Below are 25,340 nucleotides of genomic sequence, written 5' to 3'. Positions count from 1 at the left end.
GCTCATGACCGCGACGATCGCCCCCGCGCTCGCCCCGGAGGACCTCGACCGTCTCACCACGGCGAGGGATCTCGTCCGCAGCAACGACACCGCCTCGGTGCTCGCGGCGGCCCTGCCCGCCCTGCCCGCCGCCGAGCGCGCGGCGTTGGCGGCGCACGCGCCCTTCTCCCACTTCGCGCTGCTCGTCTTCCCGAGCACCCTCGACGGGCTCGGCGAGGAACTTTCCCGCCACGGCCTCGAAACCGGGCTGATGAGTCCCAGCGTGGTCGTCCGGGCGCGGCTCGCCCGCCGCTACGGCGTGCCCGCCGAGGACCTGACGGCGGGCATCCTGCGCGCCCCGGTGACCGACCGCGCCGGGCGTCCGTGCGCGCTGGAGATCTTCGTCCTGGTCACGCCGCCGGAGCTGGCCCACATCGCCGCCGACGAACGCGAACACGGCCACGAGGACCACTTCGCGCTCGCGGTGCCCCGGGCCGACCCGATCGTCCTCAATGGACTGCGCACGGCGGTCGCCGGGCGGCTGCGCCCGGACGGTGGCGGGTACAACAACCACGAAAACGCCACGGTGCTGTACTTCCGCGACGCGCACGCCGCCCCGGCCTACCGGCGGCTGGAGCTGCTCTGCGCGGGTGCGTTCCCGCAGGTGCTCGCCGCGCACCAGCGGGCGTCCGAGCCCGGCACGGAACTGCTCGGGCTGCTGACCGGCGCGTGGGCCACGCAGGCCGTCGCCACGGCCGTCGAGCTGCGGCTGCCGGACCACCTGGCCACGACCGCCGACCTCGGTGCCCTGGCCGCGGCGACCGGCACCGACCGCGAGAGCCTGGGCCGGCTCCTGCGGTACCTGGCCACCCTGGGTGTCGTCCGCGCGACGGCCGCGGGGCACGTGCTCACCGAGGTGGGTGCGCTGCTGCGCTCGGACGTCGAAGGCGCCATGGGCGCGCTCGCCCTGATGTACGGCGGCCCGTTCTACCGCTCGTTTTCCGCGCTCACCGAGGCCGTCCGCACGGGTGAGGAGTCGTTCGCGAAGGTCTTCGGCGCGCACCACTTCGCCCACCTGGCCGCGAATCCCGAGCTGGCCGACCTGTTCCACCGGTCGATGGCGGCCAGCAACGCGATGTTCGCCGAGCTCACCCGCGTAGCCGACCTTTCGGCCGCCCGGGTCGTCGTCGACGTGGCCGGCGGCAACGGCGCGCTGCTGTCGTGCGTCCTCGACGCGCACCCGGCGGTCACCGGTGTGCTCATGGACCGCCCGGAGGCCCTGGCGGTCGCCGGGCCGGCGCTGGCGAAGCACGCGACGCGCTGCACCCTCGTGCCCGGTGACTTCACGAAGGGCGTCCCCGGCGGCGGCGACGTCTACCTGCTGTCCCGCGTCCTGCACGACTGGGACGACGAGCGGTGCCACACGATTCTCACGACCTGCGCGTCGGGCATGCCAGGCGGCGCGGAACTGCTGATCATCGAGCGCCTGCTGCCCGAGGAGAGCGGGACCGCGTCGCTGGCCGTGCCGTGGGACATCCACATGCTCTGCAACGTCGGCGGCCGTGAACGCACCGAGTCCCACTACCGGGCGCTGCTGGCGGGTGCGGGGTTCGCGCTGGTCGACGTGCGTCCGCTGGCGTTGGACGCCTTCGTGCTGCGTGCGGTCAGGCGCTGACCGGATTTCTGCATCGATCGATGCAGAAGAGGTACAGTGCCCGGATGGAGACCAGGCAGCGCCGTCCGGCCGGGCGGCCGCGGGGGTTCGACGTCGACGAAGCGCTCGAGCGCGCCCTGCTGGTGTTCTGGGAACAGGGCTACGAGGGGGCCAGCCTGGCCACCCTGACCGGCGCGATGGGCATCTCCACGGCCAGCATGTACGCCACCTTCGGCAACAAGGAAGAACTGTTCCGCAAGGCCCTCGAGCGCTACACGGAGGGCCCGAGCGCGTACCTGGCCCGCGCCCTGGACGAGCCCACCGCCCTCGGCGTCGCCACCGCGATCCTGGCCGGCACCATCCGGACCACCACGCGCCCGGCCGGCCCGAACGGGTGCCTGGGCGTCCAAGGGGCGCTGGCCACCGGCGACGCCGGCGCCGAGGCTCGTGACCTCCTCGTCGCGTGGCGCGACGACGGCTACACCGCCATCCGGGCCCGGTTCGAGCGGGCCGCCGACGACGGCGACCTGCCGGCGGAGGCCGACCCGGCGCTGGTCGCCCGCTACGTCACCGCCCTGGGTTACGGCATCGCCGTGCAGGCCGCCAGTGGCGTCGGCCGCGATGAGCTGCAGGACATGGCCGACGCCGCCCTGCGCGCCTGGCCGCCCGCCTGACATTTCTGAAGTGATCGATGCAGAACGTGCTACAGTCGAATTCTGCATCGATCACTTCAGAAAGGGGATCCGGTGTCCGACGGTGACCTGCGCGCGTTCTACCGGCGCTACCTCGAGGAGCTCAACGCCCACCGGTTCGACCGGATGGACGAGTTCATCGGCGACCGGACCACCCTGAACGGGGAGCCGGCCACCCGGGACGACCTCCTCGCCGTCCAGCAGGCCGACGTCGACGCGGTGCCGGATCTCCACTGGGAGCTCAAGGAACTGCTCTTCGACGGCGACCGCCTGGCCGCGCGCCTGGTCAACACGGGCACGCCGGCGAAGGAATGGCTCGGCGTGGCGCCGACCGGCGCGTCGTTCGAGATCGCCGAGTTCGCCGTCTACGAGGTCCACAATGGACGCTTTGTCCACATGACCGCGCTCCACGACGCCCGCGAGCTGCTGCGGCAGCTCACCGCGAAAGGAAACTCATGACCGTCACCCTGGTCACCGGCGCCAACAAGGGCATCGGATTCGAGACCGCCAAACAACTCCTGGCGCAGGGGCACACCGTCTACATCGGAGCGCGTGACGTCGAGCGGGGCGAGAAGGCCGCCGCGGACCTCGGCGCGCGGTTCGTGCGGCTCGACGTGACCGACGACGCCTCGGTGCGCGACGCGCTGGCCACGATCGGCTCGGCCGAAGGACGGCTCGACGTGCTGGTGCACAACGCGGGCGTCCTCGGCAGCGAAGCGCTCGACGGGCCGACGGCCCTGCGGGTCTTCGACACCAACGCCGTCGGGATCGTGCGCGTCACGGAAGCGGCGCTTCCCTTGCTGCGCAAGTCCTCGAACCCCACTGTGGTCACCGTTTCCAGCAGCGCCGGTTCGTTCTGGGCGGTGACCAACCCCGAGCGGCCGGAGTTCCAGCTGCCACTTGCGCTCTACTCCGCGTCCAAGGCGGCGGCCACCATGCTGACGGTCCAGTACGCCAAGGCCCAGCCGGGCATCAAGTTCAACGCCGTCGAGCCCGGCACCACCGCCACCGACATGACGGCGGCCTTCGGGATCGGCCGGTCACCGGAGGAGAGCGCCCGGACCGTGGTGGAGCTGGCCACGCTCGGCGTGGACGGCCCGACCGGCACCTTCCGCGACGAAACCGGCGAACTGCCCTGGTGACTCCGGCGATCGCCGGACGATCCGGCCCCGCCCGCCGACGCACCGCCGGCCCGGAAGCGTACGACCGGATCCGGCGCGGGCACCGGGCTCGGGACACGGACGGGAAGAGGTTTCCGTCGCGACCGAAGGATCAGCGCGGCGGTCGTCGAGACTGATGCCGAACGCTTCCGGAGCCGCCCTGAGCTGACAGCGCTTTCCCGAGTTGCTTGAACGCACAACCAGATGCGGGTACTAGTGGTGACAGGACCGGCACGGTCCGTCCACTCTCAGGGGAGTACTCCATGCGTCTTGGTTTCAGCCTTCCGGTGTTCGGCAAGGCGGCGGCCACACCGGGCGGGATCGCGCGGTTCGCGCGCGAGGCCGAACGGGCCGGGGCAGCCGGTCTGTGGGTCGGCGACCGGCTGCTCTCGCCGGTCGCGCCGGTCGTGCCCTACCCGGGTTACGAAACCATGCCCGAGGAGTTCCGGACCGTCCACGACCCGTTCGCCGCACTGGCCGTCGCCGCCGCGGTGACCGAGACCGCGGTCCTCGGTTCCAGCACGATCAACGCGACCCAGTACCAGCCCGCCAACCTGGCGCGGATGCTGACCAGCATCGACGTCGCGAGCAACGGCCGGCTCCTGTCGGGCCTGGGGATCGGCTGGTCGCCGGACGAGTACGCGGCGGTCGGCATCCCGATGTCCGAGCGCGGCAAGCGCCTCGACGACCTGCTCGACCTGCTGGACACCTGGTGGGGCAAGGACATCGTGGCGCACGAGGGCATCGGCTACACGATCGCGGAGTCCCACGTCGACCTCAAGCCCGTCCGCAGGCCACCGGTGTACCTGGCCGGCTTCGGCGAGAAGTCGCAGCGCCGGGTCTCCGAGCGCGCCGACGGCTGGCTGCCGGCCTGGTCGGTCCCCGAGGCGTTCCCGGCGGACGTCCTCACCACCACCCTCGCCAAGATCCGCGCGGACGCCGGGAAGGCCGGCCGCGACCCGCAGGCGCTGGGCGTGGCGCTGCGGGTGAACGCGAACCCGGGCACGGCTTTGGAGACCGTCGCCGAATCGGTGGTGAAGATCGTCGCGGCGCTCGAGCCGGACCACACGTTCGTGGACCTCAGCTACCTGGCCGGCAGTGTCGACGAACTGCTCGACCTCACGGGCCGGGTGCTCGAGCTGACCGCCAAGGGCTGAGGCCGGTCCGGACGCCTGGCCGCAGGTTCGGCCAGGCGTCCGGTCCGTCAGCCGGTGCCCAGAGTCCGCCCGAGCAGCGCCAGCAGGCGATCCCCATGCCGCCGCACACCCGCGGCGTCGTACGCGTCCGTGTCGGACATCGTGAAGCCGTGGACCGTGCCCGGGTAGATCTCCGTCGTGTGGCTGACTCCCGCGGCGTCCAACGCCCGGGTCAGCTCGCCCAAAGCCGCAGCCGACATGTCGTTCTCCGACAGCCCCAGGTGGACTTCGGCGGTGAGCCCGGCAAGCAGGCGGTGCGGGCTGTCGGGCGCGTCGGTGACCAGGAAGCCCGGGTGGAACCCGGCGACGGCGGCCACCCGGCCGGGGTTGGCCGCCGCCGTGCGCACGGCCAGGGCGCCGCCGATGCAGTAGCCCAGCACGCCGACCGGTCCGGCGCCTACCTCGGGCTGCGCGGTGAGAAAACCCAGGTAGGCGTCGGCGTCGCGCAGGATGCGCTCGGGGGTGTGCTCCTCCAGCAACGGCAGCAGCCCGGCGATGACCGCGGGCCGGACGTCTTCCCCGATGTGCTCGGGCAGGTCGGGCACCGGGGCCGGGCCGTGGCGGTAGTAGAGGTTCGGGACGAGCACGTAGTACCCGTGCCCGGCCAGCTCCTGGGCTTTCTTCTCCAGTTCGGGACGCACCCCGAACGCGTCCGGGTACAGCAGCACCCCCGGGTGCCGCGTGCCGTCGCCGGGGAAGGCGGCGTAGGCGTCGGCTCGGCCGTCGGCCGTCGGGATGTGCAGGGTCTTCGTGGGCATGATTCCTCCAGTCGTGGTTGACAACGAGTGATCAACCCGACCGGGCGGAGCCCGCGCGGCGCTCAGAAGAGCACCGGGTCACCGATCTGTGAGTGGCACAAGGCCGTCCCGGTAGTCATCACCGCCCAGCCTAGGCGACGCCGTCGCGGAGCGCGTCGAAAAGCCGCTCGAGACGCGAACTGTGGTCGTCCACCACACCATCACGGGGCTCTTCGGCGATGAGGCGGCGCGCGGTCTCCACCAGCACCGTCGTGTACCCCGCGATGAAGAACGCGGCGAGCAGCGTCCCGTCCCCCTCGAAGGCCGGGTCGTGGTCCAGTTCCTCGGCGAGGGTCCGCTGCAGCTCCGAGGCGATCTCCCGGGCGCGCGCGATCAGCGCGGGTGAGCCGGCGACGGTCCGGAAGAAGGGCACCGACCGGTCTTCGACGCCGGACAGCGGGTGCCGGACCTCGACGAGACCGCGCATCGCCTCGTGCAGTGACGCCAGTACGTCGACGCCGGCAGCACGATCACGCACCGACGAGCGCAGCAGCTCGGCGGCGTCGTCCGCGCGGTCCAGGAAGAGGTCCTCCTTGCGCGGGAAGTGCTTGAAGACCGTCACGCTCGAAACGCCCGCCTCCCGCGCGATCTCGGCGACCGTGACGTTCTCGAACCCGCGCTCGAGGAACAGCCCGCCCGCGACCTCCGCGATCCGCGCCCGCGTCTGCGGCCCGCCGCGCTCACTCGTCCTGGGCATCCACCCTCACTTCCTTGTGTAACTAAACTTAGTCAGTTAACCTAGTCTCATGTCCCTCACCCAGACCACCCCCATTGTCCGGTCTCCCGGCTCTCCCCGATCGCTGCGGGAGGCGTGGGTCGCCCTCGCCGGCCTGTCCGCCGTGTTCCTCTTCGAGATGCTGGACAACTCCATCCTCAACGTCGCGCTGCCCACGATCGGCCGCGAACTGCACGCCTCGACGACCGCGCTGCAGTGGGTCACCGGCGCGTACGCCGTCGTGTTCGGCGGCCTGATGCTGGCGTTCGGCGCGGTCGCCGACCGGTTCGGCCGCCGGCGGGTCATGCTCGCCGGGCTGGTCCTGCTCGGCGCCGCGAGCCTCGCGACCGCCTTCGTCGGCACCGCGACCGAGCTCATCGCCGTCCGGGTGGCGATGGGCGTCGCGGCCGCGATGACGACCCCCGGCTCGATGGCCCTGGCCTTCCGGCTCTTCGACGACGACGGCCTGCGCGTCCGGGCCACCACCCTCATCTCGACCGTCGGCCTGGTCGGGCTCGCGGTCGGCCCGACCGCGGGCGGGTTCGTGCTCGCGGTCGCGCCGTGGCAGCTCCTGCTGCTGGTGAACGTGCCGATCGCCGCGCTCGCCTTCGCCGGGGTGCGGGCCGGCATCACCGCCGACGACCCGGCCGACCTCCACCGCGATCCCGTCGACGTCCTCGGCGCGGTGCTGGGTACGGCGACGATCGTGCTCGCCCTCGTCGCGCCGACGCTGTTCGTGCACGAAGGCACCGGCTCCTGGACGCCCTGGGCGGCCACCGCCGCGGCCGTCGCGGCGGCGATCGCCTTCGTCCTGCGCGAGCGTTCGGCCACCTACCCGCTGCTCGACCTCAAGCTCCTCGCCCGCCCGCTCGTCTCCAGCGGCCTGGCCTACAAGGCCGCCGCCGGGCTGGCGACCGCCGGCCTCGGTTACCTGGTGACACTGCAGCTGCAGCTCGACTGGGGGTGGCCGCCCGCGCTCGCCGCCGCCGGGATGCTGCCGCAGGTCGTCGTCCTTGTCGCGGGCGGCTCGCTCGTCAGCCCCTTCGTCCGCCGGGTCGGGCTCGACCGGGCCGCCTGGCTCAGCTCCGCGGCCGTCGTGTCCGGGCTCGCCTGCTACGCCGCGCTGGGCCGGCTCGGCTACGCCTGGGTCGCGCTCGCCCTGGCGCTCGTGGCCGCCGGGCTGCGCGTGGTCGGCGTCGTCGCCGGGGTCAACGTGCTCCGCGGCCTGCCGGAGAACCGCACGACGATCGGCGCGGCGCTCGTCGACACCGCGTCCGAAGTCACCTCCGGAGCCGGCATCGCCGCCGCCGGCACCATCCTCGCCGCCCTGTTCACCGGCAGCATCGCGACGGCGCACTGGAGCGCCGCGCAGACCGCGCAGTTCCGGGACGCCGTCACGATCGCGGGTGTCACGCTGACCGTCGTGGCCGCGGCCCTCGTCGCCTTCGGGATCGTCCGGACCCGACGCGCCGCGTGAGGATCGCCGGTGTCAGGGCGGTGTCAGGTGCGTGTCAGGTCCGCCCCCGAAGGTGGTGACATCCACCGCGAAAGGACCTCCGATGACCCAGACCGTTCCCGTTCCGCAGGGCCTGCCCATGGAGCGCGACGCCGGCCCGTTCGACCCGCCCCGGGCGATCACCCGGCTGCGCGAGGCCCGCCCGGTCAGCCCGATGCTCTTCCCCGACGGGCACGAGGGCTGGCTCGTCACCGGCTACGACGCCGTCCGGCAGCTGCTGGCCGACACCCGGTTCAGCTCGCGGCAGGACATCGGCGTGCTGCACGTGCCGTACGAGACGCCCGGCATGCCCGCCGCCACCGAGCCGTCCCCGCAGCTGCCGGGCCTGTTCATCGCCATGGACCCGCCGGACCACGGCCGGCTGCGCAAGCGCCTCACCGGTGCGTTCACCGTCAAGCGCATGAAGCAGCTCGAGGCGCACATCGTCGACGTCGTCGAGCGGCAGCTGGACGCGATGGCGAAGCTGACGCCGCCGATCGACCTCGTCGCGGAGTTCGCGCTGCCGGTGCCCTCACTGGTGATCTGCGAGCTGCTCGGCGTCCCCTACGCCGACCGCGCGGAATTCCAGGCGAACTCCGCCCAGTTCATGGTCAAGGACCAGACGCTCGACCAGAAGATGGGCGCCTACCTCGCGCTGAACACCTACCTCGCCGAGCTGGTGACGCGCAAGCGCGCCGAGCCCGAGGACGACATCCTGTCCGACCTGGCCGTCCAGGAGGACCTCAGCATCGAGGAGCTGACCGGCGTCGCCTTCCTGCTGCTGCTGGCGGGCCACGAGACCACGGCCAACATGCTGTCGCTGGGCACCTTCGCCCTGCTGGAGCACCCCGGGCCGCGGGCCGAGCTGGCCGCCGATCCGGAGCTGCTGCCCGGGGCCGTCGAGGAACTGCTGCGCTACCTGTCCGTCGCCGACATCTTCTTCCGTTACGCCACCGAAGACATCGAACTCGGCGGCGAGACCATCCCCGCGGGGTCGACGGTCGTCATCTCGCTACTGGCCGCCAACCGCGACCCGAAGAAGTTCGAGAACCCCGACTCCCTCGACGTCCACCGCACGGCCCGCGGGCACCTGTCCTTCGGCCACGGCGTCCACCAGTGCCTCGGCCAGCAGCTGGCCCGCATCGAGATGCGTGCCGGTTTCGAGGCGCTGCTGCGCCGCTTCCCGACGCTGGAGCTCGCCGTCCCCGCGAGCGAAGTGAAGCTGCGGACCGACATGAACATCTACGGCGTCCACGAGCTGCCGGTGACCTGGACGGAGTCGGACCAGTGACGGCCATCGAGGTTTCCGGGCTGCGCAAGGCTTTCGGGGACAAGGTCGTGCTCGGCGGCGTCGACCTCGACGTCCCGGCCGGCACGGTCTTCTCCCTGCTCGGCCCGAACGGCGCGGGCAAGACGACAACGGTGAACGTGCTGACCACTTTGACGAAGGCCGACGCCGGGACGGTCCGGGTCGCCGGGCACGACGTCGCGGCCGAGGAGAAGGCGGTGCGCGCGGCGATCGGCGTCACCGGCCAGTTCGCGGCCGTGGACGAACTGCTGACGGGGCAGGAGAACCTGCAGCTGATGGTCGACCTCAACCGCGCGGACCGCCGGGTCGTCCCGGAGCTGCTGGAACGGTTCGACCTGGTGGAGTCGGCGCGGAAACCGGCGTCGACCTATTCCGGGGGCATGCGCCGGAAGCTGGACCTGGCGATGACGCTGGTCGGCGGCCCGCGCATCATCTTCCTCGACGAGCCGACGACCGGCCTGGACCCGCGCAGCCGCCGCACGATGTGGACGATCATCCGCGAGCTGGTGGCCGACGGCGTGACCGTCTTCCTCACCACCCAGTACCTCGAGGAGGCCGACCAGCTCGCCGATCGCGTCGCCGTCCTCGACCAGGGCCGGCTGGTCGCCGAGGGCACGCCGGACGAGCTCAAGCGCCGGCTGCCCGGCACCCACGTCCGCCTCCGGTTCACCACCGCCGCCGAGCTCGGCGCGGCCGCGCGGATCCTCCCCGAGGCCACGCGGGACGACGAGGCGCTGACCCTGCGGGTGCCCGGTGACGGCGGGACGAAATCCCTGCGGGCCCTGCTCGACCGGCTCGACGAGTACTCGCTCGCCGCCGACGAGTTCTCCGTCCACACCCCGGACCTCGACGACGTCTTCCTCGCCCTGACGGGCCACACCACGGAGGTGACCACGGTATGAACGCCCCCGCGCTGGTCATGCTGCGCCGCAACTTCAAGCACATCGCGAGGAACCCGACTTCGGTGTTCAACGCGGTCCTGATGCCGATCATCATCATGCTGATGTTCGTGTACATGATGGGAGACGCCTTCGACGTCGGTGTCGACTACATCGACTACGCGACACCGGGGTTGATCCTGCTGGCCGTCTGCTACGGGCTGGGCGCCACCGCGACGTCGGTGAACTCCGACATGACCAAGGGCATCATCAACCGGTTCAAGGTCATGGACGTCTCCCGCGGCGCGATCCTGTCCGGGCACGTCGTCGCGAGCCTGCTGACCAACGTGGTCGCCATCGCGGCCCTCGTCGGGGTGGCGTTCCTGCTGGGCTTCAGCCCGTCGGCGGGGTTCCTCGACTGGCTCGGCGTCGCGGGGATGGTGGTGCTGCTCGGTTTCGCGGCCGGCTGGCTCACGATCGCCCTGGGCCTGGCGGCGAAGTCCCCGGAGACGGCGGGGCTCGCGTCCGTGCCGCTGGTGATGCTGCCGTTCTTCAGCAGCGCGATCGTCCCGGCCGAGAAGATGGGGCCCGGGCTCCGGCAGTTCGCGGAGTACCAGCCCTTCACCCCGATCATCGAGACGATGCGCGGCCTGCTGCGCGGCGCACCGTCGGCCGGCACCGCGATCGCCGCGGTGGCGTGGTGCGCCGGCATCACCCTGGTCGGCTATCTGTGGGCCCGCTCGACGTTCAAGAAGCGAGCGTGACCTCGGCCGCTACCGGCCAGATCCGTGAAGGCCACCTTGAGGGACTCTGAGCCCCTCGAGGTGGCCTTCACGGCATCGTGCTCAGCGTGACCTCGGCCAGCTCGGTCCAGTCGGCCGCCGTGCCCGCCCGGGTCGCCTCGGCGTACCCCTCGTCGCCGAGGCTGTTCCGGGCTTCGCGCTCGATGCGGGCCACGTCCGGGTCGGAGCGGTCGCGCAGCCCGCGTACCCCGGCGCTCGCGGCGAGCAGGCGTGCGGCCTGGCCGGGTTCTCCCCGCCGCAGCGCCAGATCCGCGAGCCCGACGAGGGCCTGGGCGATCGTCGGCGGGTGGCCCACCTCGGACGCCGCCCGGAAGGCCGCGAGGCGGTGCTCGCGGGATTCGCCGAGGTCCTCGGCGAGGTAACCGAGCAGGTTCTGCGTCATCGCGCGGAAACTCGGCAGCGCGGCGTCCTCGCCCAGCATCGCCGTCGTGACGCCGAGCTGCCGGGACGCCTGCTCGACGTCGCCGCGCCAGCGGGCCAGCTCCATCCGGGACAGGGCCAGCTCGGCCAGGGCGCTCGGCCAGGCGACGCGTTCCGCGTGCCGCTGGGCCTCCGCCATGGCGGCCGCGCTCGCCTCGTCGTCGCCCGACAGCCAGTACAGCTGGGCCTGCCGCGACCGCATCGGCACGACGTCGTCGAGGGCCCCGGCCTCGGTGACGACCGCGATCGCCTGTTCGTAGTGCTCGCACGCGAGGGCGAACTCGCCGCGCACGGCGATCCGGTTCGCCAGCTCCATCAGGGCGAACGAGATCCCCCACCGTTCCCCGAGCGCGCGGAACTCCGCGAGCGCCTGCTCGAGGTCCGCGTCCGCCTCCCGCCCGTCACGGCCGAGGTCGATCGCCCGCTTGCCGATGTGCAGGCGGGCCAGGGCGCGCACCCACGGGTCCTCGTCGTCCAGCAGCGGTTCCCACACCGGTGCCGAAGGGTCCCGCAGCAGCCGTTCCAGCGCGGCGACGACACCCCACACCGGATGCCGGCGCTTTCCGCGCAGCGTGAACTCGTACGCCTGGTGGATCCACTCCTCCGCCCGGTACTGGTCACCGCTGCGCCCGGAGCTCAGGAACATGGTGGCGTACCCGTACACCGTGGCCTTGACGTCGTCGGCCACCTCGCCGGGCAGCGCGACGGCCGCCATGATCAGCTCGTTGCTCTCGGCCTTGTGCCCGCCGAACCACCAGTACCAGGCGGCGCCCGCCGCGAGCCGCATCGCGCCCTGCGCCTCGCCCGCCGCGATCGCGCCGCGCATCGCGGCGGTGATGTTGTCGTGCTCGGCCGCAAGCGTGGCGAGCCAGTCCAGCTGCTCGGCGCGGCGGAGGTGCGGGTCCGCGGTTTCGGCCAGCTCGGTGAAGTACGCGAGGTGCGCGTGACGCGCCCGTTCCGTCTCCCCCGCCTCGGCGAGCCGGTCCGCGGCGTACTCCTTGATCGTGCCGAGCATCCGGTAGCGCGGCGCGCCGCTGTCTTCGGTGACCACCAAGGACTTCTCGGTCAGCGCGGTCAGCAGCTCGAGCACTTCGTACGGCTCGACGGGGTCGCCCGCGCAGACCCGCTCGGCCGCGTCCAGGCTCGCTCCGCCCGCGAAGACCGAGAGCCGGCGCAGGACCGTGCGTTCGGCGTCGCTCAGCAGCTCCCAGCTCCAGTCGACCACCGCCCGCAGGGTCTTGTGCCGCGGCAACGCCGTCCGGCTGCCGCCGGTCAGCAGGCGGAACCGGTCGTCGAGCCGGTCGGCGAGCTGGTCGAGGGACATCGTGCGCAGCCGGGCGGCGGCGAGCTCGATGGCCAGCGGCATCCCGTCCAGCGCCCGGCAGACGCGCGCCAGGGTCGACGACGTGCGCGCGTCGGTCCCGAGGTCCTTGCGCATCGCGCCGGCCCGGTCCCGCAGCAGCCGGACGGCCGGCGCGGCCTCGATCGCGCCGGGCTCGGCGTCGGCCGCGGGCAGGACCAGCGGCGCGACCGGCCACAGTTCCTCGCCGGTGATGCCGAGGGGTTCGCGGCTCGTCGCGAGGATCCGGAGCCGGCGGCACTCCCCGAGCACCCGGTGGGCGAACGCCGCCGCCGACTCGATCACGTGCTCGCAGTTGTCCAGGACCAGCACCAGTTCCCGCTCGCGGACGGCGGCGATCACCCGGTCCACGGGCTCCGCGTCCGGCGAGTCGCCGAGCAGCGCGTCCCGCAGCCGCAGCGCGGCGAACGCCGCCTGCGCGACGTCCCCCTCCGCGCCGATCGCCGCCAGCTCCACCAGCCAGACGCCGTCCGGCACGTCGCCGAGCAGAGTGCGCGCGGTTTCCGTGGCCAGCCGGGTCTTTCCCGAGCCGCCCGGGCCGATCAGCGTGGTGAGCCGGTTCGCGGTGACGAGCTCGCGGACCGCGGCGACGTCGGCGTCTTTGCCGACGTAGCTGCTCAGCTCGGCGCGCAGGTTGGTCTTGCGGGTTTCCTCCCGCCCGCCCAGCTCGCCCCGCAGCAGCGCGACGTGCACCGCGGCCAGCTCCGGCGACGGGTCGACACCCAGCGTGTCGACCAGGGCCTCCCGCGTGCGCTGGTAGACGAGCAGCGCCTCGGAGTCGCGCCCGGCCGCGACGAGGGAGCGCATCAACGCGGCGACGAGCCGTTCGCGCAGCGGGTGCGCGGCCACCAGGTCGGTCAGTTCCGTGACCAGCTCCGCGCCGCCGGTATCCGTGTCGAAGCGGTCTTCCAGGGCGGCCAGGCGCAGGCCTTCGAGCCGGGTGACCGCGGCGTCGAGGGCCATGCTGTCCGGCAGGCCGACGTCCTGCAGGGCCGCACCGCGCCACAGGCCGAGGGCCTCGCGCAGCAGCCGCGGATCCTCGCGGGCGCGGGCGACGAGGCGTTCGAACCGCACGGCGTCGACGTCGTCGGGCGCGACCCGCAGCCGGTAGCCGTCCGGCTGGCCATCGACCACCCCGTCCGGCAGCGCTTTCCGCAGCCGGGAAACCAGGCGCTGCAAGGCGTTCGCCGCCTCCGCGGGCGGGTTCTCACCCCAGATCCAGTCGACGAGGGTCGCCTTCGCGACGACGTTCCCCGGTTCGAGCGCGAGGGCGGCCAGCAGCCCGCGCAACCGCGCGCCCGGCACGTCGGCGAGGGCACCGTCGTCGGTGCGCACCTCGAACGGCCCCAGTATCCCGATCTGCACGCCGCCGATTCTGTCACGGGTGATCAGCGGGCGTCCTGGGGTTTGCCCGGCTCGCCGCACCCGCCGCCGCGAGCAGCGCGACGGCGAACAGCAGGTAGGAGGCGAACAGCCCGCCGGCCGAACTCAGCGCGCCGCCGACGGCACGGCCCAGCAACTGCCCGACGCACTCGGCCGTGATGACCGCGGTGGCCAGCTCCGCGGCGGTGAACCCGCTCGAACCCGCGGTGGTGGCGCTGATGTACAGCCCGGGATAGGCGAGCCCGACGCCGATCCCGGCCACGGCCCACGCGACGAGCACCACGGCGAACGGGCCGTCCGTGACGAGTTCGGCCGCCAGCACGGCCGTGCCGACGGCCGTCATGCCCAGCCCCGTCACGGGAAAGCGCTTCGAGGTGAGCCGGGTGGCCAGCAGGCTCGTCACGGCCCACCCCAGCGGGGCGGCGCTCAGCACGATCGCCGCCTGCCCGAGGCCCAGCCGGAACCCGCTCGTCAGCAGCACGGTGATGAGACTGTCCGCGCCGAAATAGCCCACCGCGAACAGCACCATCGCCCCGAGCGCCGCGGGTGTCCCCCGCCGCAGGCGCGCGGTTCCCGCGGGCAGGATCGAGATCGTCCCCGCCACGGTGAGTACCGCGCCGGCCACCGCGAGCGGCCAGAATCCCGCGCTCAGCACGACACCCGCGGCACCGAGGGGCACCAGCAGCGTCCGGCCCAGCGGCCGGGGCGCTTCCCGGCCGGCCGGGTCGGCACCGGCGGCGCGCACGACCAGGAACCGTCCGAAAAGGACGAACGGCACCGGCACCAGCAAGGTCCACCGCCACCCGACGAGGTGCGCCAAGCCGAGGGTCGCGGCCGGGCCGACCAGGGCCGGCACGATCCACATCGCGGACGACGCCGCGACGACCCGGATGCGCAGCCGTTCGTCGAGGTGCCGGATCGCCGAGCTGATCCCGAAAACGGCGAGCAGCCCACCGGCGAGCCCGCCGGCGAACTGGCCCAGCGCGAACATCCACGCCGTCCGCGCGGAGGCGGCCAGCGCCAGGCCGCCGAGGTAGGCGGCCATCCCGGCGGCCAGCGTGCCCCGCGCGCCCAGCCGGTCGACCACCCGGCTCGCGAGCGGCAGCGCAACGAACAGCCCGAGCGTCGAGCCGGCGATCAGGAGGCCCAGCTCGCCGCACGCGTCCAGGTCACCGGCGACGATCGGCAGCAGGGTGGAGGCGACGAAGCCGGTGACGGCGGCCGCGAACTCGAGCGCGACGATCCCGGTCGCGAGGACCAGGGGCCGGCCACCGCTCACGTGTACAGCTCTCGGTCGTACCGGTTGATCTGCACCCACACGCCGTCCGGGTCCCGGACGCGCAGCGAGTACCCGAAACCCTCGTCGGTCGGCGGCCCCGGCGCGAACCCGGCCTCCCGCAGCCGCGCCGCGACGTCCTCCAGGGGTTCGTCGGTTTCGAACGCCAGCTCGCACCGGCCGGCGTCCTCGGGCGACCCACGGTGGACGGCCAGCACACCGCCGTCGGCGGGCAGCTCGACCCAGCCGCCGGGGCGGGACACCGGCCCGGCCCGCAGGCCGAGCACCCGGTAGAACCGCGTCACGGCCTCGACGTCCTGGCTGTAACGGATCGGCAGCACGCGCATCACGGTCGTTCCTCACTGGGGGTTTCGCTGCGGCGCAGGTGGTCCTCGAGCGCGCGCTCGACGAACGACGAGAGCGACTCGTCGGCGTCGACGGACGCGTGCTTGACCCGCCTGATGAGCTCGACCGGCAGGTAGACGCTGAACTGCCGCTTGGCGGGCTGGGTCATGCCCGCATGCTAGCAAACAGGCATGCCCGCTTGCACGCATCGCCGGGTCAGCGGCGCGGTTCCCAGCGGAAGAGCCGGGTGGCCAGCGCGACCGCGACGACCACCCAGGCCAGGGTGGGCGCGAGCAGGATCAGGGAGTCGCCCAGGGCGACCCCGCCGTTCCAGGCGTTGAGGATCAGTTCGGTGGCCGAGCCACCGGGGAGCAGGCGCTTGAGCAGCGTGAGCTTCTCGGTGCCGGTGGCGCCGACCCAGCCGGCCACCGCGACGACGCCGACGGTCACCGGCAGCGTGGTGACCTGGGCGTGCTCCGGGGAGTTCGTCAGGCCGGCCGTGGCCAGGCCCAGCGCGAGCATCATGACGATCGTCGAGACGACCGCCACCACCAGCAGGAGCGGGTTGTCGGGCCGGTCGGTGACCGCGGCCAGCACGCCCAGGATCACGCCGACCTGGACCAGCGTGAGCACGGTGATCGGCACCAGCAGCCCGGTGAGGATGCCGACGTCACCGGCCGCGGTGGAGCGCAGGCGCTTGAGGAAGAGGTTCTGGCGGCGGGACGCGAGCGTCGTCACCGAGGTCGTGTACAGCCCGATGCTCACCACGAAGAACAGGGCGAGCGCCGCGATGTAGCCGAGGCTGCCCACCTCGGTGAACAGCTCGTGCTTGCTGATGAGGAACACGCTGAACGCGGCCGGCAGGAGCAGGGCGGTGACCAGGACCAGCCGGTTGCGGAAGATCTGGATCAGCTCGCCGCGAGCGATCGAAAGCATGGGATTCCCTTTCTCAGGAGTTGCTGATGGCGCGGAAGACGTCGTCGAGGCGGGTCGGGCCGGCTTCGAGCCCGTGCAGCTCGACCGCGTGGTCCTGCGCCCAGGCGAGCACGGTGTGGAGGTCCTTCTGCAGGCCGAACGTTTCGACGAGGAACCGGCCGTCGTGCTCGCGTGTGGCCTGCAACGGCGGCGCCGGCGCGTGCGGCGGGAGGGCGAAGTGGATGGTCGAGGGCAGCGTCCGCGTCAGCTCGGCGACGGTGCCCTCCCGGTGGAAGGTGCCCTCGTGCATCAGCCCGATGCGGTCGGCGCGCTGCTGCGCCTCTTCCAGGTAGTGCGTGGTGAGCACGATGGTCGAGCCGTCCTCGCGCAGCCGGTCGACGGCGTCCCAGAGCGCGTCGCGGGACTGGATGTCCAGGCCGGTGGTGGGCTCGTCGAGGAAGATCAGCTCGGGCGTCCCGTAGACGGCGGTGGCGAAGTCCAGCCGCCGCTTCTCACCGCCGGAAAGCTGGGACACCTTCGTCCCGGCCTTCCGCGTGAGGCCGACGATGCCGAGCACCCGCTCGACGCTGTCGGTCCGCTCGGTGAGGCGCCCGATCAGCCGGACGGACTCGCGCACGGTCAGGTCGGGGGAGAACCCGCTCTCCTGCAGCATGATCCCCATCCGGGGCCGCACCGCGGCGCGGTCGCGCGGGCTCTTCCCGAACACCCGCACGGCGCCGGAGGTGGGCGCGCGGTGGCCCTCGACGGTCTCGAGGGTCGAGGTCTTGCCGGCGCCGTTCGTGCCGAGCAGGGCGTACAGCTCCCCGCGCTCGACCTGGAACGAGAGGTCCCGGACGGCGTGGAAGTCGCCGTAGGTGAGGTTCAGGTGGTCGACGTCGATGACTGGTGTCGTGGACATGCTCCGATTCCAGCCTCGTTCGCGCCCCGGCGGCAGTGTGGCCACGTCACCACCGGACATGACGTGGTGTCACTGGTGGTGTCCGCTGTGCCCGTTACGCTCGGATCCATGGAGGTGACCACGCTCGCGCGCCGGGCGACCTGGACCGGCGGGGCGGTGCAGGAACGGCTGCGGCGGCTCAACCTCATCACGACGGTGCCGCCGCTGGCGTTCGTCGGGGTGCTGCTGGTGGTGCTCACCGCCCGTACCTGGTGGCACGTCGTCCTGCAGGTCGTGGGGCTGGCCGCGGCGCTGGCGACCGCGGAGCGCTGGACCGCGGGCGACTTCATCCGCGTCGCGCGGCCCTGCGTGGCCATCACCGCGGTGGTCTGGCTCGCCGGGGCGATGACCGACGACTCCTCCTCGTTCTACGGCCTGTGCGTCGTCGGCTCGTTCACCATCCCGCCGCTGCCGCGGCACCGCATCGCGGCCCTGCTGGGGCTGGGCGTGCTGGTCGCCGCGCTGGGCTCGACGAACCTCCTCGTGCACTCCGGCCACGGCGTCGGGCGGCTGCTGCAGTTCGTCGTCATCCCGGCCGTCTCCGTCGTGGTGTCGACGGCGTTCACGTTCGTCAGCCAGCGGTTCTACGACCTGGTGGCGGAGCTGGAACAGTCCCGCGACCGCGAGGCGGAGCTGGCCGTCATCCGCGAACGCATGCGGTTCGCCAGCGACCTGCACGACATCCAGGGCCACACGCTGCACGTCGTCAAGCTGAAGGTCGCGCTGGCCGAGAAGCTGCTGCGCAGCGACGTCGACCGGGCCCAGGAGGAGCTGAAGGAAGTGCACACCCTGGTCGGCGACACCATCGTCCAGACCAAGGAGCTGGCCTACGCCCAGCGGCGACTCAACCTGTCCGCGGAGCTGGAGAACGCGAAGAACCTCTTCGAGGCCGCGGGCATCCACGTGCGCGTCGACCGCGAGGCCGAGGTCGACGCACGCGCGGGCGAGCTGCTCGGCCAGGTCCTGCGCGAGACGACGACGAACATCCTGCGCCACGCCCAGGCGAAGCAGGTGCGGATCACGCTCGCGGAGTCCGGGATCACCATCGTCAACGACGGCGCGCCGGAGGACGGACAGCCCGAGCTCAACGGGCTCGCCACCCTGCGCCAGCGGCTGGCGGACAACGGGGGTGAGCTGAAGGTGGACCGGCAGGACGGCCGGTTCCTGACGGCGGCCGCCTTCCCGCGACGGGAGGACGTCCGATGACGACCGTGGTGCTCGCCGACGACGAAGCGTTGCTGCGCAAGGCGTTGGCGGCGTTGCTGCCCCTCGAAGGTGAGATCACCGTGCTCGCCGAAGCCGAAGACGGTGAACAGGCCGTGCGGGCCACCCTGGAGCACCGGCCCGACGTGCTCGTGATCGACCTCGAAATGCCCAACGTGGACGGCCTCGGCGCCGTCGCCGAGATCCGCCGCACGCGGCCGGACCAGGTGATCCTCATGCTCACCCGGCACGCCCGGCCCGGCGTGCTGCGCAAGGCCCTGAAACTCGGCGTCCAGGGCTTCGTCAGCAAGTCGGCGGAACCGGCGCACATCACGTCGGTGATCAGGACCCTGCACGAGGGCAAGCGCTGGATCGACCCGGACGTCTCCGCGCTGGCCGTCGTCGACGACTGCCCGCTCACCGACCGCGAGATCGACGTCCTGCGCGCGACCCGTGAGGGGTTCGCGGTCGCCGACATCGCGCTCCAGCTGCACCTCGCGGAGGGCACGGTCCGCAACTACCTCTCGAACGCGATGCAGAAGACCCAGACCCGCACCCGCCACGAAGCCGCTCGTTACGCCCGCGAGCACGACTGGCTCTAGACCACCTTTTCCGCCCACGCCACGATCTCCGCGACGACCTCGGCGCGGTTCGTCTCGTTGAGGATCTCGTGCCGGGCACCCGGGTAGACCTTGGCCGTCAGGTCCTTGATGCCGGCGTCCCGGTACCGCCGCACGAGGACGTCGAACAGCGGGAGGTTGCCGTTCACCGGGTCCTGGTCGCCCACGGCCAGGTACATCGGCAGGTCCTCGCGCATCCCGCGCACCGCCGCCGGGTCCGCGAGCCGCCGCGCGCCCGCGAACATGGCCTTCGTGTTCTCCGCGTCGATCCCGAAGCCGCACAACGGGTCCGCGACGTAGGCGTCCACTTCGGACTCGTCACGGCTGAGCCAGTCGTAGTCCGTGCGCTGCGGCTGGAACGGCGCGTTGAACATCGCCAGGTCCAGCGGCTGGTCGAGGTCCAGCGCCGGCTCCAGGACGTCGAGCGCGGCGGTGCCGGTCAGGATCACCGCGTCCACGTCCGCGGAGTGGTCGAGCAGGTACTGCTGCGCCGCGAACGAGCCCATGCTGTGCGCGAGCAGCACGACCGGCAGGCCCGGCCGCTCCTCGCGGATCCTCGACGTCAACACGCCGATGTCGGCCACCAGGGCAGGCCAGCCGTCCGGGCCGAGGTCGCCGGGCACGTCCCGGATGGACGCCCCGTGACCGCGGTGGTCCTGGCCGTAGACGGCGAACCCGCGATCGGTGAACGCGCGGGCGACGCGGTCGTAGCGGAGCGCGTGCTCCCCCATGCCGTGGGTCAGCTGCAGCACCGCGACCGGCGGCCCCACCGGGTCCCAGCGGTACGCCGTCACGGCTCCGGGCAGGGTGAACGTCTCATCGGGCATCGTCGCCTCCTCACCACCGCCCACCCTGCCCCACGCGGCGCGAAGGTTCCACCCCCGGCGCGGGGATAATCGGCTCGTGTCCGACGTACCTTGGTGGCGCCTCGCCCTGGCGGCGGCCGCGGTGAGCGTCGCCGCGTTCGCCTGGGAGCAGCCCTTCGTGGCCCTGTTCGGCGTGCTCCCGACCCTCGTCTGGTGCGTGCTGGCGAAGGCGGCGCGGACCGGGCTGGTCGTCGGGCTGGTCCTCCTGGTGCTGCTGGCCTGGTTCACCGTGCCGCGCGGGCTCGGGCTGACCGGGCCGTGGGTGCCCGCCTCGATCGAGGTCTACTGGTTCCACACGACACTGGCGGCGGTGGTGTGCGCCGTCGGCACGCTGGTGGAACGGGAGCGTCCCAGTGCCCTGCTGCCCACGCTGGTGGTCGCCGGGTTCGTGGCGGCGGGCGGCGTCCTGGCCCTGCACTGGGACGCGCCGCCTGGGGACGAAGGCGTCGCGCCCGGGCCGTCACAGCTGACGGTCGCCCGGGACTACGCCTGCGGGTCCGGCAACTGCTGGGGTGTCCTGGAGGCCACCGGCGACCACGCCCCGGACGTCATGCGCGAGTACCTCGTGCCCCACGGCTTCACGCCCGCGCGCGAGATCAGCGGGGTGCCGCGGCTCTGCCGGCGGACGGGCGTGCTGGTGACGCACGAGGTGTGCGCCGAGCTGCGGACACTCTCGGCGACCGCCGTCCGGGTCGAGTGGTACGTGAACCGGTAGGCGGCGGCCGGGAGCGTCCGCGGTTCGGTCAGGCCGGAGCCACCGCGCGGCCCGTCTGCGGCGAGATCATCCCCGCGCACAGCCCACGGGACGCGAGACCCTGCGCGATGCGCGGGATCGCGGCCCGGGTGTTCGCCGGCCACTCGTGCATGAGGATGATCTGCCCGTTCTGGAGCCGGGCGTTGGCGGCGACGATCGCGTCCACGCTCGCGCCGTTCCAGTCCTGCGAATCGACGTCCCAGATGATCTGGGTGAGGCCGTACTTCGCCTCCACCGTCCGGAGTGTCGCGTTCGTCTCGCCGTACGGCGGCCGGAACAGCCGCGGGGTGCCGCCGCCGGCGTTGGCGATCGCCTGCTGCGTCCGCGAGACCTCGGAGTCCACTTGGGACTGGCTCTGCTGGATCAGGTGCGGGTGCGTGTAACTGTGGTTGCCGACCCACATCCCGGCACTCACCTCGGCACGCACCTGGGCCGGGTACGCGGCGGCGTATTGGCCCTCGTTGAACACCGTCGCCCGCAACCCGCTCTGCCGCAACGCGTTCAGCAGCGCCGGGGTGTTGGCGTTCGAGGGGCCGTCGTCGAAGGTGAGGCCGACGTACCCGGAACAAGCGGCCGCTTGGGCCGGTCCCGCGACGGAGATCGTGCTCGCCGCGGCCAGTATGGCGGCGGCCACCAGGGATTTGCGCATCGCTCAGCCCACCGTCAGGTTGGAGTTGCCACTGCTCTGGTAACCCTCGGTCGCGAGGATCATGTAGTAGCTGAAGTTCCCGAGCCGCATGCCGTAACGGGCCCAGGCGTCGAAGTGGTTACCGGTGGTGATGGTGCCGCCGGTCCGCTTCTGCTGCCGGACGCTCCAGTATTGGTTGAAGGTCTTGGTCCCCTCGACGGATGGCGCGTTGTACCGCGTGGTCTGGTAGATGTCGTAGGTGCCGCCGTCGCTGGTGACGGTGCCCTTGTAGGTGCCGGTCGGCCTGTAGGTGCCCCAGTTGTCGACGATGTAGTACTCGACGAGCGGGTTGGACGTCCAGCCGTAGAGGGAGAGATAGCCGTTGCCGGAGGGGTTGAAGCTCCCGGAGTAGTTCACGTTCCGGCGGCTCCCGTTGCTCCACCCCTTGCCGGCGACGAAGTTCCCGACGTTGCTCCACTGGGTGCGGTAGTTCCCCCCGGACCCGAGCGTCATGGAAACCGAGCCGCCACCGTCGGTCCAGAAGGAGTAGTAGTAGCCGTTGCTGGTACCGGTCTGGCTGGTGGTGATGACGGTATCGGCATGGGCGACACCCGGAGTGAGCGCCGCGGCCAGCGCCACGGCCAACCCGCCGACAAGCACCCTGACCCGACTCGTCCTGCGCATGTTTCCTCCTCGCTGAGGATGATCCGACACAGCGAGTATTGGTCCGATTTCGCCGAGGTGTCAACGATTCTCGAAACCTTTCGACATGCGTTTCGGCGGCGAAAGTTTCGGGGGTTTTCGAAACTTTCGCCGAGGTTCAGGCGGGTCTCCGGGGCCGGAGAATCGACGGCGCCGCAAGCCCGATCGCGACGGCCATGAGGATCGCGACCCCAGCCCAGATGAAGCGGGGTTTGGCAGCGCTCAAGCAAACCTGGCTGTTCTGGGTCTCGCGGTCCTGCCGGGCACGCTGCGCCTCTTCGGTGTCTTGCGCCGGCTCTTTCTGCCGATCGCCTTCGTTGACCACCTCGGGGTGCAGCATGACTTCGAGTGGGCTGTCGGACGACGCCCCAGGCCCGCAGTACAGGGGTCCCGCAAGGACTCCGACGTCCTGCGGCGGCAGCGGGAGCACCATCAACAAGACGGCAGCGAGCAGCCCGAGCAAGCCTGCACCCGCACACACGAACCGGAAGATGCGGAACCTCGAGTCCGACACGTTGTCCGTTCCTGTATCGCCGGGATCGACCACCACGACTACAGCACCTACGCCGAGCCTGTTCCGGATATCGCACGCAAGCCCTCGAACGTAACGGCACGCCGTGAAGGCCACATTGAGGGACGCTGAGTCCCTCAATGTGGCCTTCACGGACATCTGAACCGGCTGAGCTACTCCCGCAGTCCGATGGCATCGATCGGCCGGGCCCGCAGCGCGACCCGGGTCGACAGACCCATCGACAGCACCCCGAGCAACACCGCACCGGCGATGATTCCCAAGTAGACGGTCGGCGACCCCGAAGGCAACAGCGTCCCACGCAGCCCGAGGTTCAGCAAAGCCAACGGCACCAACGGAACCACCGTCCCGACCACCACCGCGACGAAGACCGTCGCCAGCGCCTCCAGGCGCATCATCCGGATCACCTGGCCGCGGGTCGTGCCGATCAGGCGCAGCAACGCGAACTCGCGGCCTCGCTGGGCCGTGCTCATCACCAGCGTGTTGGCCACCGAAATCGCCACGTAACCGATCAGGACGCCGACCGCCACCAGGTTCAGGTAGAACTGCGCCTGACGCTCGCCGCCGGTTTCCGGGGCCGCGGAAGGGGCCACGACCAGGCCCGGGTAGCCCGACACCGCTGAGTGCAGAGCGGCGGACACCGCCGCCGCGTCCGCACCGGGGGAACGGCGGACCAGTACCGAGTCGTCCAGCTGGTCTCCGGTGTGGAGCCGGGCCAGGGAAACCGGCAGGACGAAGTCGCCGAAGGCCAGATCGTGCGTGTACGTCGCGACCAGGCGGAGCGAGGCCGGAACTCCGTCGCCGTAATAAAACTCGACCTGGTCGCCGAGCTTCTTGCCCAGCCAGCTCGCCTCCGAGCTGCTCAATGCCACCGTGTCGCCCGTCAGGTCCTCGAGACGGCCGGCCGAGACGCCCAGGTCCAGCGTCGCCCCGGTCTGCTCGGCGGCCAAGCCCTGGGCCGGCAGCCGCTGGACGTCGATGTCTTCGCCCATCGGAGTCGAGACGATCACCTGGGTGCGGACCACCGGGTTCGCGGCCACCACGCCCGGCACCCGCCGGGCGGCTTCGGCGACCTCCGGCGAGATGCCGCCCGCCGGGCTGGTGAGGACGTAGTCGGCCGTCGTCGAACGCGCCGTCTGCTGCGCGGCGGCCGCCGCGCTCGACGTCTGGCTGTAGAACATCGACAGGGCGAACGCGACCGCCAGCATCAGCGGGGTCACCGCCGCCGCGAGGCGCCGGGTGTTGGCCTGGCTGTTCGCCGCGGCCAGGTAGCCGCTGATCCGCGACACCCGCGACACGACCGGCGCCAGCACCCGCACCATCAGCCCGACCACCTGCGGCCCGACGACCGAAAGCCCGATGACCGCGACGAGCGTCGCCATCGACGACGCCGCCAGCCCCGCGTCGCCGTGCACGAACAGCGGGACCGCCGCGCCGCCCAGCCCCACCAGGACCAGCGCCCAGCCCGTGATCAGGCGGACCTTGCCGAGTTCGCGTCGTTCCACCGCCGCCTCGCCGAGCGCCTCGACCGGCCGGATCGTCGACGGCCTCCGCGACGCCGACCAGGCCGCCAGCCGCGCCGCGCCCAGGCCGAGAACCACCGCGGCCACCAGCGGCAGCGGGCCGATCGCCAGGCCGAAGTCCGCCGGGACGACGCCGATCGCGGCGAACGCGTCGCGCATCCCGCCGGCGACCGCCAGCCCCAGGAAGCTGCCGAGCACGCCGGCGACCAGCGCGACGATCGTCGTCTCGACGCCGATGAGCCTGCGGATCTGCTTGGGCGTCGCCGCGACGGCACGCAGCAGCGCGAACTCGCGCCGCCGCTGGTTGATGGTGAGCGCGAGGGTGCTCGCCACCACGAAGACCGCCACCATCAGCGCGAACCCGCCGAACGAACCGGCGATCGCGAGCAGCAGCGTGCGGGTCTGGCTGACGTCGAGGAACTCGACGGTGCTGCGCTCGATGCCGCTGGTGACCTCGACCGGCGCCCCGGCCGTCGCGGCCCGGACGCGGTCGGCGAGCGCGTCCGGGGACACGCCGGGATCGGCCAGGACGCCGATCGCGTGCACCTGGCCGGGACGGCCGGCCAGCAGCGCGGCCTCGGACGGCGTGAAGAACAACGCCGACTGCCGGGACAGGTCGGCCGCGGTCGCGATGCCGACGACCTGGAACGGTGACGGCACCGAGCGGGTCATCACCCGCACCTCCCCGCCGACGCCGACCCCGGCGCGGTGGGCCAGGTCGGCGTCGAGCACCACTTCACCGTTCGCCGTGGGCGCCCGCCCCGCGCTCAGCGTGAACGGCGCCAGGACCGCCGCGTCCCAGTTGTGGCCCAGCGACGGGACACCGGTCAGCACCTGCCCGTCGCCGGTCACCACCTGCGCCGGGAAGCTCTCCTCCGCCACCGCCGCGCGGACGCCGGGGACCGCGGCGAGCCGGCCGGCCAGGTCCGCGGGCACCGTGGCCTGCTCGCCGACCTGCTCGGACGACAGCGCGTCCGCGCCGGGCGGGTGCACCGACTGGGCGCCGCCGACGACGACGGCCGTGTCGGCGTACCGCTGCGTCGGCACTCCGGCGCGCAGGCCGGACTCCATGAGGACCCCGCACGCGGCCACCAGGGCCGTGCCGCACAGGATCGCGACGAACGCGCCGGCGAACCCGCCGAGCCGCGTCCGGATCGTCTGCCAGGCCAGCGTCAGCACG

The 25,340-nt window shown here is 72.2% G+C and carries 25 protein-coding genes; 12 read left to right on the top strand and 13 right to left on the bottom strand.

Annotated features, from left to right (window positions below):
* Positions 1–4: 4 nt before the first annotated feature.
* The 5 genes from ACGFMK_RS18115 to ACGFMK_RS18095 all read left to right on the top strand — a co-directional run bounded on the left by ACGFMK_RS18115 (position 5) and on the right by ACGFMK_RS18095 (position 4,642).
* On the top strand, positions 5–1,654 hold the full coding sequence (locus ACGFMK_RS18115) for a methyltransferase (protein WP_392764052.1): 1,650 nt from the start codon (positions 5–7) through the stop codon (positions 1,652–1,654).
* 44 nt (positions 1,655–1,698) lie between these two features.
* The gene (locus tag ACGFMK_RS18110; protein WP_392764049.1) at positions 1,699–2,307 is read left to right on the top strand and encodes a TetR/AcrR family transcriptional regulator; all 609 of its coding nucleotides are present in this window, start codon (positions 1,699–1,701) and stop codon (positions 2,305–2,307) included.
* Positions 2,308–2,379: 72 nt separating this feature from the next.
* Positions 2,380–2,784 (top strand): ester cyclase, encoded by a 405-nt coding sequence (locus ACGFMK_RS18105; RefSeq protein ID WP_392764046.1) that lies wholly within the window; start codon positions 2,380–2,382, stop codon positions 2,782–2,784.
* Positions 2,781–3,467, top strand: coding sequence for an SDR family NAD(P)-dependent oxidoreductase (locus tag ACGFMK_RS18100; RefSeq protein WP_392764043.1), 687 nt, complete (start codon positions 2,781–2,783; stop codon positions 3,465–3,467). Before ACGFMK_RS18105 ends, ACGFMK_RS18100 begins: the two co-directional genes overlap by 4 nt.
* A gap of 281 nt (positions 3,468–3,748) precedes the next feature.
* Positions 3,749–4,642, top strand: a complete 894-nt coding sequence (locus tag ACGFMK_RS18095; protein ID WP_392764040.1) for a TIGR03619 family F420-dependent LLM class oxidoreductase — start codon at positions 3,749–3,751, stop codon at positions 4,640–4,642.
* Between the two features lie 47 nt (positions 4,643–4,689).
* Here the strand turns inward: ACGFMK_RS18095 and ACGFMK_RS18090 are convergent, their stop codons facing one another.
* Entirely contained in the window at positions 4,690–5,439 is a 750-nt protein-coding gene (locus ACGFMK_RS18090) for a dienelactone hydrolase family protein (protein WP_392764036.1), read from the bottom strand.
* Between the two features lie 130 nt (positions 5,440–5,569).
* Positions 5,570–6,175: a TetR/AcrR family transcriptional regulator gene (locus ACGFMK_RS18085; protein WP_392764033.1), complete on the bottom strand. Its 606-nt coding sequence runs from the start codon at positions 6,173–6,175 to the stop codon at positions 5,570–5,572.
* Positions 6,176–6,224: 49 nt separating this feature from the next.
* On the opposite strand from ACGFMK_RS18085, the gene ACGFMK_RS18080 reads away from it, so the two are divergent.
* From ACGFMK_RS18080 to ACGFMK_RS18065, 4 genes are all read left to right on the top strand, one after another.
* Positions 6,225–7,670 (top strand): MFS transporter, encoded by a 1,446-nt coding sequence (locus tag ACGFMK_RS18080; RefSeq protein ID WP_392764030.1) that lies wholly within the window; start codon positions 6,225–6,227, stop codon positions 7,668–7,670.
* Positions 7,671–7,752: 82 nt separating this feature from the next.
* Positions 7,753–8,979, top strand: coding sequence for a cytochrome P450 (locus ACGFMK_RS18075; protein WP_392764027.1), 1,227 nt, complete (start codon positions 7,753–7,755; stop codon positions 8,977–8,979).
* Complete coding sequence (locus tag ACGFMK_RS18070; RefSeq protein WP_392764024.1) at positions 8,976–9,899, top strand: ATP-binding cassette domain-containing protein; 924 nt, start codon at positions 8,976–8,978, stop codon at positions 9,897–9,899. Before ACGFMK_RS18075 ends, ACGFMK_RS18070 begins: the two co-directional genes overlap by 4 nt.
* Positions 9,896–10,639, top strand: coding sequence for an ABC transporter permease (locus ACGFMK_RS18065; RefSeq protein WP_392764022.1), 744 nt, complete (start codon positions 9,896–9,898; stop codon positions 10,637–10,639). The genes ACGFMK_RS18070 and ACGFMK_RS18065 overlap by 4 nt, the downstream gene beginning before the upstream one ends.
* Before the next feature lie 67 nt (positions 10,640–10,706).
* Here the strand turns inward: ACGFMK_RS18065 and ACGFMK_RS18060 are convergent, their stop codons facing one another.
* Genes ACGFMK_RS18060 through ACGFMK_RS18035 form a run of 6 tightly spaced genes read right to left on the bottom strand, consistent with a single transcriptional unit; the run spans position 10,707 to position 17,296 of the window.
* A complete protein-coding gene (locus ACGFMK_RS18060; protein ID WP_392764020.1) occupies positions 10,707–13,823 on the bottom strand; it encodes a BTAD domain-containing putative transcriptional regulator in 3,117 nt (1,038 codons plus the stop codon).
* 13 nt (positions 13,824–13,836) lie between these two features.
* A complete protein-coding gene (locus ACGFMK_RS18055) occupies positions 13,837–15,120 on the bottom strand; it encodes an MFS transporter (protein WP_392764018.1) in 1,284 nt (427 codons plus the stop codon).
* Positions 15,117–15,464, bottom strand: a complete 348-nt coding sequence (locus tag ACGFMK_RS18050) for a VOC family protein (protein WP_392764016.1) — start codon at positions 15,462–15,464, stop codon at positions 15,117–15,119. Before ACGFMK_RS18050 ends, ACGFMK_RS18055 begins: the two co-directional genes overlap by 4 nt.
* Positions 15,464–15,631 (bottom strand): CopG family transcriptional regulator, encoded by a 168-nt coding sequence (locus tag ACGFMK_RS18045; RefSeq protein WP_392764014.1) that lies wholly within the window; start codon positions 15,629–15,631, stop codon positions 15,464–15,466. Before ACGFMK_RS18045 ends, ACGFMK_RS18050 begins: the two co-directional genes overlap by 1 nt.
* Positions 15,632–15,678: 47 nt before the next feature.
* A complete protein-coding gene (locus tag ACGFMK_RS18040; protein ID WP_392764012.1) occupies positions 15,679–16,398 on the bottom strand; it encodes an ABC transporter permease in 720 nt (239 codons plus the stop codon).
* A 13-nt stretch (positions 16,399–16,411) separates the two neighbouring features.
* Positions 16,412–17,296, bottom strand: a complete 885-nt coding sequence (locus ACGFMK_RS18035; protein ID WP_392764010.1) for an ABC transporter ATP-binding protein — start codon at positions 17,294–17,296, stop codon at positions 16,412–16,414.
* 108 nt (positions 17,297–17,404) lie between these two features.
* Here ACGFMK_RS18035 and ACGFMK_RS18030 point away from each other — a divergent pair, with 108 nt between their 5' ends.
* Both ACGFMK_RS18030 and ACGFMK_RS18025 read left to right on the top strand, forming a co-directional pair.
* Complete coding sequence (locus ACGFMK_RS18030; protein ID WP_392764008.1) at positions 17,405–18,541, top strand: sensor histidine kinase; 1,137 nt, start codon at positions 17,405–17,407, stop codon at positions 18,539–18,541.
* On the top strand, positions 18,538–19,140 hold the full coding sequence (locus tag ACGFMK_RS18025; RefSeq protein WP_392764005.1) for a response regulator: 603 nt from the start codon (positions 18,538–18,540) through the stop codon (positions 19,138–19,140). Before ACGFMK_RS18030 ends, ACGFMK_RS18025 begins: the two co-directional genes overlap by 4 nt.
* Here ACGFMK_RS18025 and ACGFMK_RS18020 read toward each other — a convergent pair.
* Complete coding sequence (locus tag ACGFMK_RS18020) at positions 19,137–19,985, bottom strand: alpha/beta fold hydrolase (protein ID WP_392764002.1); 849 nt, start codon at positions 19,983–19,985, stop codon at positions 19,137–19,139. The two genes, ACGFMK_RS18025 and ACGFMK_RS18020, sit on opposite strands and share 4 nt — an antisense overlap.
* Positions 19,986–20,061: 76 nt before the next feature.
* Between ACGFMK_RS18020 and ACGFMK_RS18015 the strand changes: the two genes are divergently transcribed.
* Entirely contained in the window at positions 20,062–20,739 is a 678-nt protein-coding gene (locus tag ACGFMK_RS18015; RefSeq protein WP_392763999.1) for a hypothetical protein, read from the top strand.
* A 28-nt stretch (positions 20,740–20,767) separates the two neighbouring features.
* On the opposite strand, the gene ACGFMK_RS18010 is transcribed toward ACGFMK_RS18015, so the two are convergent.
* From ACGFMK_RS18010 to ACGFMK_RS17995, 4 genes are all read right to left on the bottom strand, one after another.
* Positions 20,768–21,427, bottom strand: a complete 660-nt coding sequence (locus ACGFMK_RS18010) for a polysaccharide deacetylase family protein (RefSeq protein ID WP_392763997.1) — start codon at positions 21,425–21,427, stop codon at positions 20,768–20,770.
* Between the two features lie 3 nt (positions 21,428–21,430).
* The gene (locus tag ACGFMK_RS18005) at positions 21,431–22,090 is read right to left on the bottom strand and encodes a glycoside hydrolase family 11 protein (protein WP_392763994.1); all 660 of its coding nucleotides are present in this window, start codon (positions 22,088–22,090) and stop codon (positions 21,431–21,433) included.
* 136 nt (positions 22,091–22,226) lie between these two features.
* A complete protein-coding gene (locus ACGFMK_RS18000) occupies positions 22,227–22,658 on the bottom strand; it encodes a hypothetical protein (RefSeq protein ID WP_392763991.1) in 432 nt (143 codons plus the stop codon).
* Positions 22,659–22,792: 134 nt separating this feature from the next.
* A complete protein-coding gene (locus ACGFMK_RS17995) occupies positions 22,793–25,339 on the bottom strand; it encodes an ABC transporter permease (RefSeq protein ID WP_392764147.1) in 2,547 nt (848 codons plus the stop codon).
* Position 25,340 lies beyond the last annotated feature (1 nt).

This window comes from Amycolatopsis sp. NPDC049252 (genome assembly GCF_043197175.1).
GTDB lineage: Bacteria > Actinomycetota > Actinomycetes > Mycobacteriales > Pseudonocardiaceae > Amycolatopsis.
Note: the sequence above shows the minus strand (reverse complement) of the source record. Positions and strands in the feature narration are given on the sequence as shown.

Excerpts from the sequence above, each read along its gene's own strand:
- ACGFMK_RS18115 (WP_392764052.1), top strand. The coding sequence starts at position 5 with ATGACCGCGACGATCGCCCCCGCGCTCGCCCCGGAGGACCTCGACCGT.
- ACGFMK_RS18110 (WP_392764049.1), top strand. The coding sequence starts at position 1,699 with ATGGAGACCAGGCAGCGCCGTCCGGCCGGGCGGCCGCGGGGGTTCGAC.
- ACGFMK_RS18100 (WP_392764043.1), top strand. The coding sequence starts at position 2,781 with ATGACCGTCACCCTGGTCACCGGCGCCAACAAGGGCATCGGATTCGAG.
- ACGFMK_RS18095 (WP_392764040.1), top strand. The coding sequence starts at position 3,749 with ATGCGTCTTGGTTTCAGCCTTCCGGTGTTCGGCAAGGCGGCGGCCACA.
- ACGFMK_RS18090 (WP_392764036.1), bottom strand. The coding sequence starts at position 5,439 with ATGCCCACGAAGACCCTGCACATCCCGACGGCCGACGGCCGAGCCGAC.
- ACGFMK_RS18085 (WP_392764033.1), bottom strand. The coding sequence starts at position 6,175 with ATGCCCAGGACGAGTGAGCGCGGCGGGCCGCAGACGCGGGCGCGGATC.
- ACGFMK_RS18080 (WP_392764030.1), top strand. The coding sequence starts at position 6,225 with ATGTCCCTCACCCAGACCACCCCCATTGTCCGGTCTCCCGGCTCTCCC.
- ACGFMK_RS18075 (WP_392764027.1), top strand. The coding sequence starts at position 7,753 with ATGACCCAGACCGTTCCCGTTCCGCAGGGCCTGCCCATGGAGCGCGAC.
- ACGFMK_RS18065 (WP_392764022.1), top strand. The coding sequence starts at position 9,896 with ATGAACGCCCCCGCGCTGGTCATGCTGCGCCGCAACTTCAAGCACATC.
- ACGFMK_RS18050 (WP_392764016.1), bottom strand. The coding sequence starts at position 15,464 with ATGCGCGTGCTGCCGATCCGTTACAGCCAGGACGTCGAGGCCGTGACG.
- ACGFMK_RS18045 (WP_392764014.1), bottom strand. The coding sequence starts at position 15,631 with ATGACCCAGCCCGCCAAGCGGCAGTTCAGCGTCTACCTGCCGGTCGAG.
- ACGFMK_RS18040 (WP_392764012.1), bottom strand. The coding sequence starts at position 16,398 with ATGCTTTCGATCGCTCGCGGCGAGCTGATCCAGATCTTCCGCAACCGG.
- ACGFMK_RS18035 (WP_392764010.1), bottom strand. The coding sequence starts at position 17,296 with ATGTCCACGACACCAGTCATCGACGTCGACCACCTGAACCTCACCTAC.
- ACGFMK_RS18030 (WP_392764008.1), top strand. The coding sequence starts at position 17,405 with ATGGAGGTGACCACGCTCGCGCGCCGGGCGACCTGGACCGGCGGGGCG.
- ACGFMK_RS18025 (WP_392764005.1), top strand. The coding sequence starts at position 18,538 with ATGACGACCGTGGTGCTCGCCGACGACGAAGCGTTGCTGCGCAAGGCG.
- ACGFMK_RS18020 (WP_392764002.1), bottom strand. The coding sequence starts at position 19,985 with ATGCCCGATGAGACGTTCACCCTGCCCGGAGCCGTGACGGCGTACCGC.
- ACGFMK_RS18010 (WP_392763997.1), bottom strand. The coding sequence starts at position 21,427 with ATGCGCAAATCCCTGGTGGCCGCCGCCATACTGGCCGCGGCGAGCACG.
- ACGFMK_RS18005 (WP_392763994.1), bottom strand. The coding sequence starts at position 22,090 with ATGCGCAGGACGAGTCGGGTCAGGGTGCTTGTCGGCGGGTTGGCCGTG.